General features: G+C 62.2%; 17 protein-coding genes and 1 tRNA gene. 6 read left to right on the forward strand and 12 right to left on the reverse strand.

Translation table 11 applies throughout. The features are described 5' to 3' along the window. Window positions 1–5: 5 nt before the first annotated feature. From AA309_RS35800 to phhA, 3 genes are all read right to left on the reverse strand, one after another. The gene (locus tag AA309_RS35800; RefSeq protein ID WP_200901967.1) at window positions 6–245 is read right to left on the reverse strand and encodes a hypothetical protein; all 240 of its coding nucleotides are present in this window, start codon (window positions 243–245) and stop codon (window positions 6–8) included. A 436-nt stretch (window positions 246–681) separates the two neighbouring features. Beyond that, window positions 682–757 (reverse strand) — tRNA-Lys (locus AA309_RS09180). Between the two features lie 99 nt (window positions 758–856). Further along, entirely contained in the window at window positions 857–1,714 is an 858-nt protein-coding gene (phhA, locus tag AA309_RS09185) for a phenylalanine 4-monooxygenase (RefSeq protein WP_047188682.1), read from the reverse strand. A 129-nt stretch (window positions 1,715–1,843) separates the two neighbouring features. Between phhA and AA309_RS09190 the strand changes: the two genes are divergently transcribed. After that, window positions 1,844–2,314 carry an Lrp/AsnC family transcriptional regulator gene (locus tag AA309_RS09190; RefSeq protein ID WP_047188683.1) on the forward strand — a complete coding sequence of 157 codons (471 nt, stop codon included), beginning with the start codon at window positions 1,844–1,846 and terminating at the stop codon, window positions 2,312–2,314. Window positions 2,315–2,427: 113 nt separating this feature from the next. On the opposite strand, the gene AA309_RS09195 is transcribed toward AA309_RS09190, so the two are convergent. Further along, window positions 2,428–3,990, reverse strand: coding sequence for a 2-isopropylmalate synthase (locus AA309_RS09195; RefSeq protein WP_047188684.1), 1,563 nt, complete (start codon window positions 3,988–3,990; stop codon window positions 2,428–2,430). Window positions 3,991–4,443: 453 nt separating this feature from the next. On the opposite strand from AA309_RS09195, the gene AA309_RS09200 reads away from it, so the two are divergent. Further along, the gene (locus AA309_RS09200; RefSeq protein WP_047188685.1) at window positions 4,444–4,755 is read left to right on the forward strand and encodes a hypothetical protein; all 312 of its coding nucleotides are present in this window, start codon (window positions 4,444–4,446) and stop codon (window positions 4,753–4,755) included. Between the two features lie 132 nt (window positions 4,756–4,887). Here AA309_RS09200 and AA309_RS09205 read toward each other — a convergent pair whose 3' ends face one another. Genes AA309_RS09205 through pdxY form a run of 3 tightly spaced genes read right to left on the reverse strand, consistent with a single transcriptional unit; the run spans window position 4,888 to window position 7,354 of the window. Then, complete coding sequence (locus AA309_RS09205; RefSeq protein WP_047188686.1) at window positions 4,888–5,598, reverse strand: hypothetical protein; 711 nt, start codon at window positions 5,596–5,598, stop codon at window positions 4,888–4,890. Next, window positions 5,595–6,500, reverse strand: coding sequence for a PhzF family phenazine biosynthesis protein (locus AA309_RS09210; RefSeq protein ID WP_047188687.1), 906 nt, complete (start codon window positions 6,498–6,500; stop codon window positions 5,595–5,597). The genes AA309_RS09205 and AA309_RS09210 overlap by 4 nt, the downstream gene beginning before the upstream one ends. A 5-nt stretch (window positions 6,501–6,505) precedes the next feature. Then, a complete protein-coding gene (gene pdxY / locus AA309_RS09215; protein WP_047188688.1) occupies window positions 6,506–7,354 on the reverse strand; it encodes a pyridoxal kinase PdxY in 849 nt (282 codons plus the stop codon). Between the two features lie 148 nt (window positions 7,355–7,502). Between pdxY and AA309_RS09220 the strand changes: the two genes are divergently transcribed. Next, entirely contained in the window at window positions 7,503–7,721 is a 219-nt protein-coding gene (locus AA309_RS09220; RefSeq protein ID WP_200901968.1) for a DedA family protein, read from the forward strand. A gap of 63 nt (window positions 7,722–7,784) precedes the next feature. Beyond that, window positions 7,785–7,940 (forward strand): hypothetical protein, encoded by a 156-nt coding sequence (locus AA309_RS35130; RefSeq protein WP_160310428.1) that lies wholly within the window; start codon window positions 7,785–7,787, stop codon window positions 7,938–7,940. Between the two features lie 253 nt (window positions 7,941–8,193). Here AA309_RS35130 and ilvC read toward each other — a convergent pair whose 3' ends face one another. Further along, window positions 8,194–9,213, reverse strand: coding sequence for a ketol-acid reductoisomerase (ilvC, locus tag AA309_RS09225; protein WP_047188689.1), 1,020 nt, complete (start codon window positions 9,211–9,213; stop codon window positions 8,194–8,196). Between the two features lie 274 nt (window positions 9,214–9,487). Between ilvC and AA309_RS09230 the strand changes: the two genes are divergently transcribed. Then, window positions 9,488–10,036, forward strand: coding sequence for a DUF924 family protein (locus AA309_RS09230; RefSeq protein ID WP_047188690.1), 549 nt, complete (start codon window positions 9,488–9,490; stop codon window positions 10,034–10,036). Window positions 10,037–10,040: 4 nt separating this feature from the next. Here AA309_RS09230 and ilvN read toward each other — a convergent pair whose 3' ends face one another. From ilvN to AA309_RS09245, 3 genes are read right to left on the reverse strand one after another with little or no spacing between them, the layout of a single operon-like run. Next, entirely contained in the window at window positions 10,041–10,586 is a 546-nt protein-coding gene (ilvN, locus tag AA309_RS09235) for an acetolactate synthase small subunit (protein ID WP_047188691.1), read from the reverse strand. Window positions 10,587–10,615: 29 nt separating this feature from the next. Further along, complete coding sequence (locus AA309_RS09240; protein ID WP_047188692.1) at window positions 10,616–11,296, reverse strand: glutathione S-transferase family protein; 681 nt, start codon at window positions 11,294–11,296, stop codon at window positions 10,616–10,618. Between the two features lie 17 nt (window positions 11,297–11,313). Further along, window positions 11,314–13,086: an acetolactate synthase 3 large subunit gene (locus AA309_RS09245; RefSeq protein ID WP_047188693.1), complete on the reverse strand. Its 1,773-nt coding sequence runs from the start codon at window positions 13,084–13,086 to the stop codon at window positions 11,314–11,316. A 286-nt stretch (window positions 13,087–13,372) separates the two neighbouring features. On the opposite strand from AA309_RS09245, the gene AA309_RS09250 reads away from it, so the two are divergent. Next, window positions 13,373–14,200 carry an RMD1 family protein gene (locus tag AA309_RS09250; protein ID WP_047188760.1) on the forward strand — a complete coding sequence of 276 codons (828 nt, stop codon included), beginning with the start codon at window positions 13,373–13,375 and terminating at the stop codon, window positions 14,198–14,200. Here AA309_RS09250 and miaA read toward each other — a convergent pair. Continuing rightward, window positions 14,178–15,110: a tRNA (adenosine(37)-N6)-dimethylallyltransferase MiaA gene (gene miaA, locus AA309_RS09255; RefSeq protein ID WP_047188694.1), complete on the reverse strand. Its 933-nt coding sequence runs from the start codon at window positions 15,108–15,110 to the stop codon at window positions 14,178–14,180. The two genes, AA309_RS09250 and miaA, sit on opposite strands and share 23 nt — an antisense overlap. Between the last annotated feature and the right edge of the window lie 7 nt (window positions 15,111–15,117).

A 15,117-nucleotide genomic window follows, 5' to 3' on the forward strand; every position in this document is an offset into this window, starting at 1 on the left:
GATTGTCAGTTCCCGTTTGACTTGCAGGCTGAGGCGCGCGGGGGCGCCAGTCGCGCCCTCAAATCGACGATGACATCATCCAGTGGCTCACCGAAGTCACGCTGCTGGACAGCAACGCGGACCACGGTCCGGTCATCAATGCCGGGCGCATAGTCCTCGGCGAGAAGCGCCGCGAGATAAAAGGCGGCGGCATCTCCCTCAAAGGTGAAGCCTTCACCTCCCGCGAGTTCAGGTGATTGCGGCATGAGCAGCCTTCTGAATCGGTCGAGCAATCGCCACGTGCATCCACACGTTGCGACGAGACGATGGTGGATATGTATTTCTTCCCCAGAGTCAATTGGCGTTACCCGTACCCGGACTTGATGAACGTCCGCGATGGATTGCGATCGGAGGTCGGCCCCACCTATTGCAGTTATCCGACACGCAATTATCGAACGACCGCTTGGGATAGAATTCGGCCTTTAAGCGCGGCCGTGTAGAGGTTCGCTTTAGGTCTGTATTTAGACCCTCCGCTTCGAACCTCGGATCTGCTAGGGAAAAGCCAAACGTCCAATGCGGAAGAGAGTGCCCCCGCTACCCATATCATCGTATAGCAGGCAGAAGTGTTACCTCAGGCGTAACCTTAAACCGGTACATGCAGTACAGGCAGCGCCCTAAAACTATCTATGTCTTTGAAAACATTGGTGGGTGTACAAGGACTCGAACCTTGGACCCGCTGATTAAGAGTCAGCTGCTCTACCAACTGAGCTATACACCCGTCGCCGAAGCGCTTTCAGCGGCGCGATCTCCGCTGAAGAGGCCGTGCGTGTAACAAACCGTACGGCCCCTGTCTAGCCCATTTGGAGAGGTTTTTTCCTCAAGCTGCGGTTTTCGATTTGGCGCGGTGATAGCTGCCGTCACCTTGTGTCAAAATCCGATCCTCAGGCTGGATCTGCCCGGGCTCGATCTCTCCCTGCCCCTCCAGTTCCTTCCAGAGCGGAATCAGCCGGTCGATGTCCAGGCTCGGCCAGGCTTCGACGCCGTCGAGCACGAAGTAGGTCTCCTGGTAGTCATCGATCCGGTAGAGGGTGCGCATGACACGGCCCAGATCGAACGCGACGCGGTTCGGCGATGGGCTCTCGAGCGCAAAGATCGTCTCGCCCGGGGACGAGGCGATCCCCGCGCCGACAATGCGCATCCCTTGAGGGGTCTGGGCGAGGCCGAACTCCACCGTGTACCAGTAGAGCCGAGCCAGATACTTCAATGCCCCATGCTCGGCGGCCACGAGGCCTGCCTTACCGTAGGATTCGAGATAGTCCGCATAGATCGGCTGCATGATCAGCGGCACGTGGCCGAACACGTCATGGAAGATATCGGGCTCCTCGATGTAGTCGAGCTGCTCCGGTTTGCGGATCCAGAAGCCTGCCGGGAACTGGCGATTGGCCAGCATGCGGAAAAAGGCCAGATCCGGGATGAGCCCGGGCACGGCCATGACTTCCCAGCCCGTCGCCGCCTTGAGGCGCTGGTTCATGACGCGGAAATCGGGGATCCCCTCCTCGCCGATGCCGAGGCGTTCGAGCCCTTCGAGGAACTGGTCGGCGATACGGCCCTTCAGGATCTCCCGCTGACGCTTGGCCAGGGTTCTCCAGGTGGCGTGATCGGTCTCGGTGTAGTTCTCAAAGCCCTGATCACGGATGTAATCGCGCGGATCGTCGCTGCCGTTGGCGGTGTTCATGGCGTTTCCTCCGTCGTTGTTGTGTCGTTAGGATAACACCCGCTTCAGGTCATTGTTCGCCGGATCCTGCCTGGAAAAGCATCCACGCGGTCATAAAATGACCTGAAGGCCTCAATTGATGAGATTTTCATGAAGCGCCACCTGTCTCTCTCCGACCGCCGGATCCTGCGTGCCATCCAGGGGGACGGGCGCATTCCCAATTCCACCCTGGCCGAGAAGGTCGGGCTTGCCGCCTCCCCCTGCCTCAGACGCCTGAAAGCCTTGGAGGAGGATGGGATCATCGAGGGCTACCGGGCGCTCGTGAACCGCAAGGCCCTCGGCTTTGAGGTGGAGGCCTTCGTGTTCATCAAGCTGGAGCAATCGGAACCCGGCTGGCGCACCCGCCTCGTGGACCGGCTGAAAGGCTACGAGGAGGTGATCGCCTGTCATGCTCTCGCCGGCGAGGTGGACATCATCGTCCATGCGGTGGCGCGGGACATCGAGAGTTTCGGCGAGTTCACCATGAATCGGCTGCTCACGCTGCCCGGTGTGGCCGACGTACGCTCAAGCTTCGTGCTCTCGACCATCAAGCAGCAGAGCCCGATCCCGGTGCCGGATTAAGCAAAGGCAGCTCTTTGTCTCCGGTCATGGCCGCACTTGTTGCGGCCATCACGTCTTTCGCCGCCTAAGACGTGGATGCCCGGCACGAGGCCGGGCATGACGGGAAGGATGCTTTACTCCGCAGCGTGCTGCGCGTGGAGGCGAGCGCCTCGGCTCAGCAGCTTGTTGAGGGCGCCGAGATAGGCCTGAGCGGACGCGACCAGCGTGTCGGGATCGGCGGCGCGGGAGGTCACGCTGCGGCCGTCGGCGGAGAGGCGCACCGACACTTCGGCCTGCGCATCCGTGCCTTCCGTCACCGCATGCACCTGATACAGCTCCAGCACGGCTTCGTGCGGCACCAGCGCCTTGATGGCGTTGAAGGTGGCATCCACCGGGCCGTTGCCCTCCTGCTCCTCGATCACGGCCTTGCCGTCGACCTGAAGGCGCATGGTGGCGCGCTGCGGACCGCGCGTTCCGGCGACAATGTGGAGCGAGACCAGCTTGATGCGATCATGCGCGGTGGCGATGTTCTGATCGACCAGCGCCTCGATGTCCTCGTCGTAGACGTGCTTCTTGCGATCGGCCAGATCCTTGAAGCGCTCGAACGCATCCTGGAACTGGTTGTCGGAGAGGCTGTAGCCCAGCTCGTCCAGCTTGTTGCGGAATGCCGCGCGGCCCGAATGCTTGCCCATGACGAGCGAGGTCTTGGACACGCCGACGCTTTCCGGCGTCATGATCTCGTAGGTCTGCGCATTCTTCAGCATGCCGTCCTGGTGAATGCCGCTTTCGTGCGCGAAGGCGTTCCGGCCGACGATGGCCTTGTTGTACTGCACCGGGAACGAGGTCGCAGCCGAAGCGAGCTTCGACGCGCGCGTGAGCATCGTCGTTTCGATGCCGGTCTCGAAAGGCAGCACGTCGCCGCGCGTCCTGATCGCCATCACGATCTCTTCCAGCGCCGCATTGCCCGCACGCTCGCCGATGCCGTTGATGGTGCACTCGATCTGACGTGCGCCGCCCTCCAACGCGGCCAGCGAGTTGGCGACAGCGAGACCCAGATCGTTGTGGCAATGGGCGGAGAAGATCGCCTTGTCCGCATTCGGCACGCGCTCGCGCACCGCACGGAACATGGCGCGATATTCATCCGGCGTCGCATAGCCCACCGTATCCGGCAGGTTGATGGTGGTGGCGCCTGCCCTGATCGCAGCCTCCACGCAGCGGCACAGATAATCGATCGGCGTGCGTGTGGCGTCCATGGCCGACCATTCGATGTCCTCGATCAGGTTGCGGGCCTGGGTCACCGTGGTGGTGATGATCTCCAGCACCTCTTCCTCGGTCTTGCGCATCTGGTGCGCCAGATGGATTGGCGAGGTGGAGACGAAGGTGTGAATGCGCGGTTTCTTGGCATGGCGCACGGCCTCGCCGGCGCGGGCGATGTCGGCCGAGATGGCGCGGGCGAGACCGGCGACGGTCGCGTTCTTCACCTGCTGCGCGATGAGGGACACGGCCTCGAAATCGCCATTGGAGGCGATGGGGAAACCCGCCTCGATGATGTCGACGCCCATGGCATCGAGCAAAGCCGCAACCTCGAGCTTTTCCTCCAGCGTCATGGTCGCGCCGGGGCATTGCTCGCCGTCGCGCAGGGTGGTGTCAAAAATGAATACGCGGTCCTTGGAGGAGCCGGTGGTGGAAGCGGTCATCGTGTCAGTCCTTCTCGGAGGGAGCGCGATCCAGGGCCTTTATGCCATGCGCTCACGGTTGTTCTTGAGATCTTCCAAAAACCCCTGAGAGCCCAGGCGGCAGCGCCCAGCCGACCCTCAGGGGCGGCTAAGGAGAAGGAGGCCAAGGAGAAGCGCGCGGCCGGCCGCTGCAGCGGTGCCGTTCATTCCAGCGCTGTGGGAGCCGATTGCCATCGCTGCCCATTCCTCCAAAGACCGCGGCCCTGCCGCGAACAACGGGCACGTTTGTAACGGGACGTTCAGGGAATGGCAAGCGCTTGAAACAAACGAAAAGCCAGAGCCCGACGATGGTATAGGAAATATCGTCCGAAGCCATGGCCCAGCTGGAGACCCTGGCCGGAGGCCAAAATGCTCTAGATCAGATCGAGCTTGGCTTTTTTCAGACCGTCCCAGCCCGAACATGAGGTGCCTTCGATGACAAACGCGATCCGCGGCCTATGGCTTACCGGCCTCGTGGCCTTGCCGCTCGCCGCCTGCAACCAGACCACCTCGGGCCCTGCACAGGCGCCTGCCAGATTCCGCATGCCGGACGGCTCCGGCTGCCAGGGCGAGATCGCCCGCTACCGGGCCGTGATGAGCAACGATCTCGCCATGGGCCACGTGAACCAGACCGTCTACAACCGTGTCGACCGGGAGATCGGGCAGGCCGAGGCCGCGTGCGCCGCCGGGCGCGATGCGGAGGCGCAGCGCATGATCAACGCGACGAAAAACCGCCACGGTTATTAGCGCATCGTGCGGACCCGAAGGGCCGCGTCAGCGGAAAGTGGCCCCGGTTTTCCGCTTCAACGATGCGCTCATTCTAGAAGGGAGCATCGGATGGATCCCGAAAGTGCAAATCCACTTTTCACGTCCGAGGCTCTAGTGAGTGAAGACCCACTCGAAGAAGGATTGCAGAAAGAGGGGCATCGCCTTCGGGTCGATGTCCCCCACTCCGCGGATGATCCGCACATCCTGCAATTCGGGCTCGGAGTCTTTGGCGATGTTGGCGCGGATGAGGCCTGCGCCTTCCTCCGCCGTCATCGGCAAAGTCACCATGCGCAGAAGTGCAATGGTCGGCCAGCGCTGGACGATGATCCACTCGTCATCCACGTGGAACTCGTTCTCCCGAAGGCCTGTCTCTTCGATCAGCTCGCGTGTCAGGCTGGAGGCAAGATCGACAGTGCCGTCAGGCCTGAGATCCGACAGATCCGGTGTGCCCGCCGCGAAATAGACGCGGCCCGCATTCGTGGTATGCGCGCCCATGACGCCGCAGATGAAAGCGCCGTCCGATCCGCGCAAAGCGCCCATGGCGAAGCCGTTGGCAATGCTCTTGTCGGGATAGCCGCTGTCGATCCAGGCAACGAAATCAGCGTAGCTCGTCTCGAAGTAGGTGTTGCGGCACAAGTCCTTTTCGAACTCGACATTGCGGAGCAGCAGAACCCGCCCATTGAACATCTTCGGCTTGTCCGCCGTGCGGCGCTTCCAGTTCGCCGCGATGAGATCGCGATTCTGCTCCGCCCAGGCCCATTCCATGGGCACGCATCTCGCCTCGACGCGTGAGACGCGCCTGATCAGAACCTCACGATTCACGCAATGATCTCGCCGCGGCTCACCATGACCGCACCGCCGCCGATCTCGGCGGAAACCAGCGCGCCATTCTTGATGGTCATCTGCAGGAAGATCTCGCTCGGACGGCCCATCTCGACGCCCTGCTCGATGACGATGTTGTGCTCGCCATCTCCCAGCGGCTCGCATTGCATGAGCGCGCCTGCGAAAGCTGCAACGGCGGAGCCGGTGGCCGGATCTTCCGCGATGCCCATGCCGAGGCCGAACATGCGGGCACGGAAACGCAGGCCATCTGCGTTCGGCATCCGGGTATAGACATAAGCAGCCGGATGATCGCTATCGAGGAAAGCCTTGTCGAACGCCTCGCCCTGCGGCCGGGCGCGGGCCAGCGCATCGAGCGATGCGACGGGGACGAGATCGTAAGCCACACCACCCGTGTGGCGGCTCGGCACATGCCGCTCGAAACCGATCTCCGTGGGATCAAGGCCGAGCGCCCAGGCGCAAGACGTCGTGTCCTTGCCCTCGCCCCAGGAAGACGGCAGGCGCGGCAGGCGGAAGCGGGCCTCGCCGCTCACAGCATCCTTCACCTCGACCACGCAGGGCACGATGCCGACCAGCTCCTTCAGGCCGAAGACCACGGCGCCGGGCTGGCCGTTCTGATCCAGCAGCGCGAGCAGCACCGCCGTTCCCACCGTAGGGTGACCGGCGAAGGGCAGCTCGCGTCCGGGCGTGAAGATGCGGATATCGGCGCGCTGATGCGGATCAGCCGGCGGGAAGACGAAGACCGTCTCGGAGAGGTTGAACTCTTTCGCGATGGTCTGCATGCGCGCGTCGTCGAGCCCCTCTGCGTCGAGGACGACAGCCAGGGGATTCCCGGTGAAGCGCTCCGAGGTGAAGACGTCGAGGGTGATGAAACGGCGGGCCATGCGGATCAAACCTCTTCGGCGATAAAACGATTGGTGGGCGAGACGAACTCGTCCTGCGCCGCGATGGTGAGGATCTCGCGGGACCCCGCCTCCTCCGTGCGCTTCAACAAGCCGTAGACAGAGGCAGAGGCTTCGGCAAGTGCTGTCGCAGCGGAGCCCGAGCGCGCATAGTGGACGAAGAACAAGGCCGCGATTGCGTCCCCTGCCCCGTTCACGCTGAGCGAGAGCTTCGGCGTACGCACGCGCCAGAAGCGTCCGTCCTCACCCGCAATCAGATCGATGGAATCCGCGGGAGTTTCCTTGGTTCCAACGGAGGTCACGAGAACGGCCCTGGGACCGAGCTGCTGCACGGCAGAGACGGCCTTCTTCAGATCACTCAAGGTTTCAGTCGTGAGGCCCGCAAGATAGTTCAGTTCGAACTGGTTGGGCGTGATGATGTCGGCAGCAGGAACCGCGTGATCCCGCATGAATTCGGGAATACCGGGGCGCACGAAGATGCCGCGCCCCACATCCCCGATCACCGGATCGCAGCAATAGAGCGCCTTTGGATTGAGCTTCCGCACCCGGGCCACGGCGGAGAGGATCGCGTTGCCGATATCGGCCGAGCCCATATAGCCGGAGAGAACGCCGTTGCAGCGTTCCAGCACGCCGCGCTCGGCAATGCCGTCAACCAGCTCTTCGATGGCAGGACCGTCGAAGACTCGGCCCTTCCAGGAGCCATAGCCCGTGTGGTTGGAAAACTGCACCGTATGGATGGGCCAGACCTCGACACCGAGCCGCTGCATCGGGAAGACGGCGGATGCATTGCCCACATGTCCATAGGCAACATGGGATTGGATCGAGAGAACATTCATGACTTTGGCCCCTTCTGCTTCCTGGGTTAGCGCATCGCCGATCCGGCATCAAATCAGGGGATGTGATCTTTTTCATCACGGGGAGGAAACATGCCGCCCTGTGGCGAAGCGGGCCTATGGCATCTGGCCCCTCTCGAGAAGCCCGGGCATGATCGAAAGGGGCGAATTCTTCTTCCAGCGCTTCGGTCCCTGGGCCATGTTCCTGGGCCGCTTCTTCGGTCCCACCCGCGCGGTTCTCCCGCTGATCGCCGGCATCTTCATGATGCCGCGCGTTCTCTTCCAGGCTGCCAACATGGCGTCAGCCTCGGTCTGGGCTTTTGCCCTCCTTGCGCCTGGGGCCGGGCTGGCACATTACCTGCTCTGGTAAGATATTTCGGGGAACCGGGTCAGGTAAGGCTCATTAACCTCCCATACCAAACGGAGGTTTCCTATGGGCAAAGGCAAGATGAGCGGCGACAACTCCGCCGAAAGCAAGAAGCACCCTGGCACTCACATCCGCGGCTCGGGCGGCACCATGAAGAACCGCACTGATCCCGGCAAGCAGGACAACAACAAGGCCGCAAACACCAAAAGCAACCAGCAGTAGTGTCGGTGCTTTTCAGCCTTCCTGATTAAAACGCTCTCCATTTTCGGACAGTGGCAAATGCCTTCCGCAATGTTGGCCAGAAGATACAACATTGCAGGAGGATTGCATGGGGCGGTGCCCCGAGTGTGGGCTTTCATCTTTGCAGGCCTATTGCGGTAGCAGCCCTGGCCCGACACTCGGCTGATCCGCTGAAAATCAGAAAAAAGAAGGGGCGGAAGTTTCCGCCCCTTTTGATGTCTGCTTCCTGCAGGGATCAGTTCTTGGTCTTGTCGACCAGAGCCTTCTCCTTGATCCACGGCATCATGGCACGCAGGCGAGCACCCACGTCCTCGATCGGGTGAGCGGCGTTGCGGGCGCGCACGGCCTTGAACGAGGTCTGGTTGACCTTGTTCTCGAGCATCCAGTCACGAGTGAACTTGCCGGTCTGGATGTCCTCCAGAACGCGCTTCATCTCGGCCTTGGTCTCGGGCGTAATGATCCGCGGACCCGTGACGTACTCGCCGTACTCGGCGGTGTTCGAGATCGAGTAGTTCATGTTGGCGATGCCGCCCTCGTAGATGAGGTCGACGATCAGCTTCACTTCGTGCAGGCACTCGAAATAGGCCATCTCGGGCGCATAGCCCGCCTCGACGAGGGTCTCGAAGCCCGCCTTGATCAGCTCGACGAGGCCGCCGCAGAGCACCACCTGCTCGCCGAAGAGGTCGGTCTCGCACTCTTCCTTGAAGGTCGTCTCGATGATGCCGGCGCGGCCGCCGCCATTGGCGGAGGCGTAAGACAGCGCGATGTCATGAGCATTACCCGTGGCGTCCTGGTGGATCGCGATAAGCGTCGGCACGCCGCCGCCGCGCTGATATTCGGAACGCACGGTATGGCCGGGGCCCTTCGGAGCGACCATGAGCACGTCGAGGTCCTTGCGGGGCTCGATGAGGTTGAAGTGCACGTTGAGGCCGTGAGCGAAGAGGAGAGCCGCGCCCTGCTTCATGGTGTCGTGCAGCTCGTTGCGGTAGATGTCGGCCTGCAGCTCGTCGGGGGTGAGCATCATGACCACGTCGGCCCACTTGGCGGCCTCGGCCACTTCCATCACGCGGATGCCGGCAGCCTCGGCCTTGGCAGCGGAGGGAGAGCCCTTGCGCAGCGCCACGACGATGTCCTTCACGCCGGAATCACGCAGGTTCAGCGTATGGGCATGCCCCTGGCTGCCATAGCCGACGATGGCGACCTTCTTGCCCTTGATCAGATTGATATCGGCGTCGCGATCGTAATACACGCGCATGGTGCTCTAGTCCTTGTGTTTCAGGGGGCGTTCCCCAGTCTCCATTGGCATTGCGGTCAGGCCCGGGCCATCGCGCAACATTTGTTTTGTCCAGCGCCGCTTTTAGCGAACAAAACTGCGCTGACAAGTCGAAGTTTGTAGGAAAGATGCGGAAATTGCCTCAGTTCGGCACTTCCACCTCACCCCACAAACGGTCCGAGCGCGGAGAGTTCAAAGAGCCCTCCAATGCTCTAGATTGGCTTCAAAGCGATTCCCCTTCGAAAGGACAAGCCGCATGCAGCGCCTCGCCACTCCCGATGAAGTTCTCGCCTTCTGGCGCAATGCCGGGCCGGAGAAGTGGTTTTCAAAGGACGAAGCCTTCGACCAAGACTGCCGGGACCGTTTCATGTCCACCTATGAGGCCGCCGCGAGGGGCGATCTCAACGAATGGGAGCTCACCCCTGAAGGTGCGCTCGCCGTCATCCTTCTGCTCGACCAGTTCCCCCGAAACATGTTCCGGAGCCGGCGCGAGACCTATAAGACCGATCCCGTCGCCCTGATGGTCGCAGACCGTGCCATCGAGAGAGGGTTCGACCGCAAGGTGGAGCCGGAGCTCCGCCGTTTCTTCTACCTGCCCTTCATGCACTCCGAGTCCCTGCGGCACCAGGAGCGCTCGGTGGCTCTGAACGAGTCCCTCGGCGAGGAAGACTCCATCAAATGGGCGCGCCACCACCACGACATCATCGCCCGCTTCGGTCGCTTCCCTCATCGCAACGCCATTCTTGGGAGAGAGACGACGCCGGATGAGGAAGCCTTTCTGAAAGAGAGCGACTTCAGAGGGTGATCCCTCACAGAATTCCTTCCGCACCGCGTGCCATGGCGGCAACGCCGGTGCGGGACACTTCCACGAGACCCACTGCCGTCATGAGCTTGATGAAGCGCTCGACCTCATCGGTCGTGCCCGTCAGCTCGTAGACGAACGACGTGAGCGTCGCGTCGAGAGTGCGTGCGCCGAAAGCGGAAGCGAGTCGCATCGCTTCCACGCGATGATCGCCCTTGCCCACCACCTTCACGAGGCAGAGCTCGCGCTCCACTGCTTCGCCGGTCATCGTGAGATCGACCACGCGATGCACCGGCACGAGACGCTCGAGCTGGCTTTTGATCTGCTGAATGATGCTGTCCGTACCCGTGGTGACGATGGTGATGCGCGAGATATGAGCCTCGTGCTCCGTCTCAGTCACGGTCAGGCTTTCGATATTGTAGCCGCGGCCCGAGAAGAGACCAGCGATGCGGGCGAGAACGCCCGGCTCGTTGTCGACGACCACCGCAAGAGTGTGCCGGTTGACGGGCTCGACGCGGTGCGCATCGGGGTAATGGGTTTTCATCTGGAGCATGGTTCGTTGTCCGGCTTTATCGTCTGGCTTCAAGCTGCTTTGCGGTAATTCTCGAGTGCTTCTTCATCGACCTCGTCGGCGTCGACGATCCAGGTCTCTTTCAGCGCCGCAGCGCGCCATTCCTTGAAAGCGGGAAGCGAGAGGATCGTGTCGACATAAGCGCGCGTTGGCGCATCGAGCGGAAGAGAATAGGTGTCGAGGCGTGTCACGAGCGGCGCATACATGGCATCCGCCGCCGAGAACGCGCCGAAGAGGAACGGCCCGCCCGCACCGAAACGCTCACGCGCCTGTCGCACGACTTCACAGAACCGTGCCACATCGCGCGCGACGGCCTCGCCGCGATCCTTTTGCGCGTACTTCTTGCCCAGATTCATCGGGCACGCATTACGCAGAGCGAAGAAGCCAGCGTGCATCTCCGCCGCGACGGAGCGTGCCATGGCACGAGCCTTGCGACCCTCGGGCCACACAGGAACACCAAAGGCATCGCCCACATATTCCATGATGCTGATGCTCTCCCACACGGCCACATCACCATCGATGAGGATCGGCACCTTTCCGGCGGGAGAGTGCCTGAGCACCTTCTCCTTCGTATCCGGCAGATCGAGCGGGATCGTGATCTCGTCGAAGGTGACGCCCAGCTGCTTCATCAGCAGCCAGGGACGCAGCGACCAGGACGAATAGCACTTGTTGGCAATGACAAGGGTTGGCATGGGTTCACTCTTTCCGATCACACCAGCATCTTGCCCTTCTCGTCGATCACGGAGCCGATATCGGCACCGGTCTCGCCGAGATAGTCATTCAGCAGCATCTCGTTATGCGCCTTGCCCGAGGGAATCATCGGGAAGCAGTTCTCCGTCTTGTCGACGATGCAGTCGAAGATCACCGGGCGGTTCACGGTGATCATCTCCATGATCTTCGCATCGAGCTCGGCCGGGTTGTCGCAGCGGATGCCCACCCCGCCATAGGCTTCCGCGAGCTTCACGAAATCGGGGAGCGATTCCGAATAGCTCTGCGAGTAGCGGCCGCCGTGCAGCAGCTCCTGCCACTGGCGCACCATGCCCATGTACTCGTTGTTGAGGATGAACACCTTGATCGGCAGATTGTACTGCAGCGCCGTCGACATCTCCTGCAGCATCATCTGGATCGAGGCTTCACCCGCGATGTCAATGACGAGCGCATCGGGATGCGCAAGCTGCGCGCCAACGGCTGCCGGCAGGCCATAGCCCATGGTTCCATGGCCGCCCGAGGTCATCCAGTGGTTCGGATCCTCGAACTTGAAGTACTGCGCCGCCCACATCTGGTGCTGTCCGACCTCGGTCGTGACATACGGCGCACGATCCTTGGTGAGTTCGTAGAGACGCTGGATCGCGTATTGCGGCTTGATGGTTTCTTTCGAATTCTTGTAGGCGAGGCAGTTGCGTGCACGCCAGCCCTCGATCTTGTTCCACCACTCCTTCAGCTCCACCTTGTCCGCCTGACGCGCGCCCTGGCGCCACAGACGCACCAAGTCGTCCAGCACATGCGCGCAATCGCCGACGATCGGGATGTCCACCTTCACTGTCTTGTTGATGGAGGACGGGTCGATGTCCACGTGAATGCGCTTGGAGTAGGGAGAGAACGCGTCGAGGCGACCCGTGATGCGGTCATCGAAACGCGCGCCGATGTTGATCATCACGTCGCATTCATGCATCGCGAGATTGGCCTCGTAGGTGCCGTGCATGCCGAGCATGCCCAGCCACTGCTTGTCCGAGGCCGGATAGGCGCCGAGGCCCATCAGGGTCGAGGTGATGGGGAAGCCCGTGAGCTGCACGAGTTCGCGCAGCAGCGCCGAGGCATGCGGGCCGGAATTGATGACACCGCCGCCCGTGTAGAAGACGGGACGCTTCGCATTCGCCATCAGCTCGATGGCGGCGCGGATGTGGTCCATGTCGCCCTTCACCGTCGGGCGATAGGTCTTGTGCTGGTTGTTGGTGGGGCGAACGTAGGTGCCGGCCTTGAACTGGATGTCCTTCGGCAGATCCACCACCACCGGGCCGGGGCGGCCGTTCTGCGCCACGTAGAAGGCTTCGTGCAGAATGCGCGGCAGGTCCTCGATGGATTTGACGAGATAATTGTGCTTCGTGCAGTGGCGCGTGATGCCGACCGTGTCGCATTCCTGGAACGCGTCGGAACCGATGAGATGGGTCGGCACCTGACCGGTGATGCAGACCAGCGGGATCGAGTCCATCATCGCATCGGCGAGACCCGTGATGGCATTCGTCGCGCCGGGGCCCGAGGTCACCAGCACCACGCCCGGCTTGCCCGAAGAGCGTGCATAGCCTTCCGCAGCGTGAACCGCACCCTGCTCATGACGGACGAGAACGTGACGCACGTTCTCCTGGTGGAAGAGCGCATCGTAAATGGGAAGAACCGCGCCGCCCGGATAGCCGAAGACATGCTCGACTCCCTGGTCCTGCAGGGCTCGGATCACCATTTCGGCTCCGGTCATCGTCTCGCTCATGGTACTTAGCTCCGTCGGGTCTGTCGTGTTTGTCTGCGTTGTTCTGGTGTTTCGGGCAATAAAAAAGGCCCCTGAGGGGGCCTGTGCGCCATCGCCGGATCTACGGGGATTAATCCCGCTCCGTCGATGGCGCTCGTACTACGAGAATAAGCTTGCGCATTTGGGCAGCTCTCGGTTCAAAAGTTGCGCAGACGCTATCTGATCCATTTCATTCGGTCAAGCGGGGTCCGATTGGCAGAATGCAGCTTAGCTTTTAAGGTGCGCGTCCTATTTTAGTCGTATGACCATGAACGATACCATCTCCTCGACCGGCGTTCCGATGCAAAATCAACGCCTGACCGCCCGTGCCCTCCTTTTGGGCGATCGCCTCGACGTGGCAGGGCTCGAGCGCAGTGACGTTCTGTCCACCACCCCCCTCGCCTTCCGGGCCGGCCAGGATGGCTTCGTGGCCCTGTTCCGTTACGGCGTGGCCGTTCTTGTGGGCCTGACGCCCCTCGAGGAGGACGAGGTCATCCGCGGCTTGCGCCAGCGCATCCAGGGCGAGTTCGCGCGGCATGAGGAGGAGACCGCGGTCATCGAGATCTCGCCCGACCGGGATGACCAGATCCCCCCAGGCGGCCCGATCTATATCAAGCAGCTCTCCACCGAGCGGCTGATCGTCATTGCCGACGCCCTTTCCAAGAGCGCGACCCTGGCTCGCGACGAACGCGAGGCGACCGCTGCCTTCGAGCTGGTGGAGCCCTCCGTCGAGCATTTGGCTGCCAAAGGCCGCCGCCCCAGCGACCGCCGCAAGATCCTCAAGCATGTGGGCCGCGCCCTTCTCGTGCGTCAGCGTATGTCAGGGCGCGTGGCCGTGGAGGAAAAGCCGGACGTGCTCTGGGACCGGCCCGATCTCGAACGTCTCTATGCGCGCCTCGAGGACGAATACGAGCTGAAGGAGCGTGCCGCCGCGCTTCACCGAAAGCTCGAAGTGCTGGGTGATACGGCTCAGGCGCTCACCGACATCATCGACACGGAGCGTTCCTTACGCCTCGAACTGATCATCGTGCTCCTGATCGTGTTCGAGATCTTCATCACCTTCTACCAGATGTTCACGGGCGTCTCGGGGCATTGAGGCCCGCCAGCACCGCCTCATATCCCCTCTCGGGCTCCACCCATTGCCAATCCGGCAGCTGATGGCGGAACCAGGTGAATTGGCGCTTGGCGTAGCGGCGCGTGTCGCCCTGTCCCTTGGCGATCGCTTCATCGAGCGAAATCTCGCCCCGCAGGTAGCTCAGCAAGCCCGGCACACCGTGCGCCCGCATGGCGGGAAGCATCGGGTCGAGGTTTCGTTCGCCCAGCGCCTTCACCTCATTGAGCGCGCCCTGCTCCATCATGGCGAGGAACCGCTGGTCGATGCGCCTGCGCAGTTCCTCCCGCTCGGGGGCAAGGAACAGCTTGATGACGGGCACATCGCTCAACGGCCCTGGCTGGCGGGCTCCATGGAAGGACACGAGCGGCTGGCCTGTGGCCGCGAAGATTTCGAGCGCCCGCTGCACCCGCAGCCGGTCTGAGGGACGCAAGGTGCTTGCCGTTTCGGGGTCGCGCTCCGACAGCAGGCGGTGAAGCTCGGGCGTTTCCAGCCCCTCGCTTTCCCGGCGCACTTCTTCGCGGATTTCTTCCGGCACGGGCGGAATATCCGAGAGGCCCTCGGTCAGCGCCTTGAAGTAGAGCCCGGTGCCGCCCACGAAGATCGGCAGCTTTTGCCCCCGGATCTCCTCCAGAACCTGGACGGCATCGGCCACGTAGCGACCCACGGAAAAGTTCACCGCAGCGTCCACGTGGCCGTAGAGCCGGTGGAGAGCCTGAGCCTCCTCCTCAGGCGTCGGGCGGGCCGTGATCACCCGCAGGTCGCGATAGACCTGCATGGAATCGGCATTGATCACCACGCCGTCGAGGCCTTGAGCCAATTTGATGCCCAGAGCGGACTTGCCTGATGCGGTCGGTCCTGCAATGAGAACGGCGCCGATCTTAAACCCACTCACAGCCCGG

Source organism: Microvirga vignae, from assembly GCF_001017175.1.
Lineage (GTDB): Bacteria > Pseudomonadota > Alphaproteobacteria > Rhizobiales > Beijerinckiaceae > Microvirga > Microvirga vignae.

Bases quoted from the DNA above. Each gene is read 5' to 3' on its own strand.
- AA309_RS35800 (WP_200901967.1), bottom strand. From the start codon at position 245: ATGCCGCAATCACCTGAACTCGCGGGAGGTGAAGGCTTCACCTTTGAG.
- phhA (WP_047188682.1), bottom strand. From the start codon at position 1,714: ATGAACACCGCCAACGGCAGCGACGATCCGCGCGATTACATCCGTGAT.
- AA309_RS09190 (WP_047188683.1), top strand. From the start codon at position 1,844: ATGAAGCGCCACCTGTCTCTCTCCGACCGCCGGATCCTGCGTGCCATC.
- AA309_RS09195 (WP_047188684.1), bottom strand. From the start codon at position 3,990: ATGACCGCTTCCACCACCGGCTCCTCCAAGGACCGCGTATTCATTTTT.
- AA309_RS09200 (WP_047188685.1), top strand. From the start codon at position 4,444: ATGACAAACGCGATCCGCGGCCTATGGCTTACCGGCCTCGTGGCCTTG.
- AA309_RS09210 (WP_047188687.1), bottom strand. From the start codon at position 6,500: ATGGCCCGCCGTTTCATCACCCTCGACGTCTTCACCTCGGAGCGCTTC.
- pdxY (WP_047188688.1), bottom strand. From the start codon at position 7,354: ATGAATGTTCTCTCGATCCAATCCCATGTTGCCTATGGACATGTGGGC.
- AA309_RS09220 (WP_200901968.1), top strand. From the start codon at position 7,503: ATGATCGAAAGGGGCGAATTCTTCTTCCAGCGCTTCGGTCCCTGGGCC.
- AA309_RS35130 (WP_160310428.1), top strand. From the start codon at position 7,785: ATGGGCAAAGGCAAGATGAGCGGCGACAACTCCGCCGAAAGCAAGAAG.
- ilvC (WP_047188689.1), bottom strand. From the start codon at position 9,213: ATGCGCGTGTATTACGATCGCGACGCCGATATCAATCTGATCAAGGGC.
- AA309_RS09230 (WP_047188690.1), top strand. From the start codon at position 9,488: ATGCAGCGCCTCGCCACTCCCGATGAAGTTCTCGCCTTCTGGCGCAAT.
- ilvN (WP_047188691.1), bottom strand. From the start codon at position 10,586: ATGCTCCAGATGAAAACCCATTACCCCGATGCGCACCGCGTCGAGCCC.
- AA309_RS09240 (WP_047188692.1), bottom strand. From the start codon at position 11,296: ATGCCAACCCTTGTCATTGCCAACAAGTGCTATTCGTCCTGGTCGCTG.
- AA309_RS09245 (WP_047188693.1), bottom strand. From the start codon at position 13,086: ATGAGCGAGACGATGACCGGAGCCGAAATGGTGATCCGAGCCCTGCAG.
- AA309_RS09250 (WP_047188760.1), top strand. From the start codon at position 13,373: ATGAACGATACCATCTCCTCGACCGGCGTTCCGATGCAAAATCAACGC.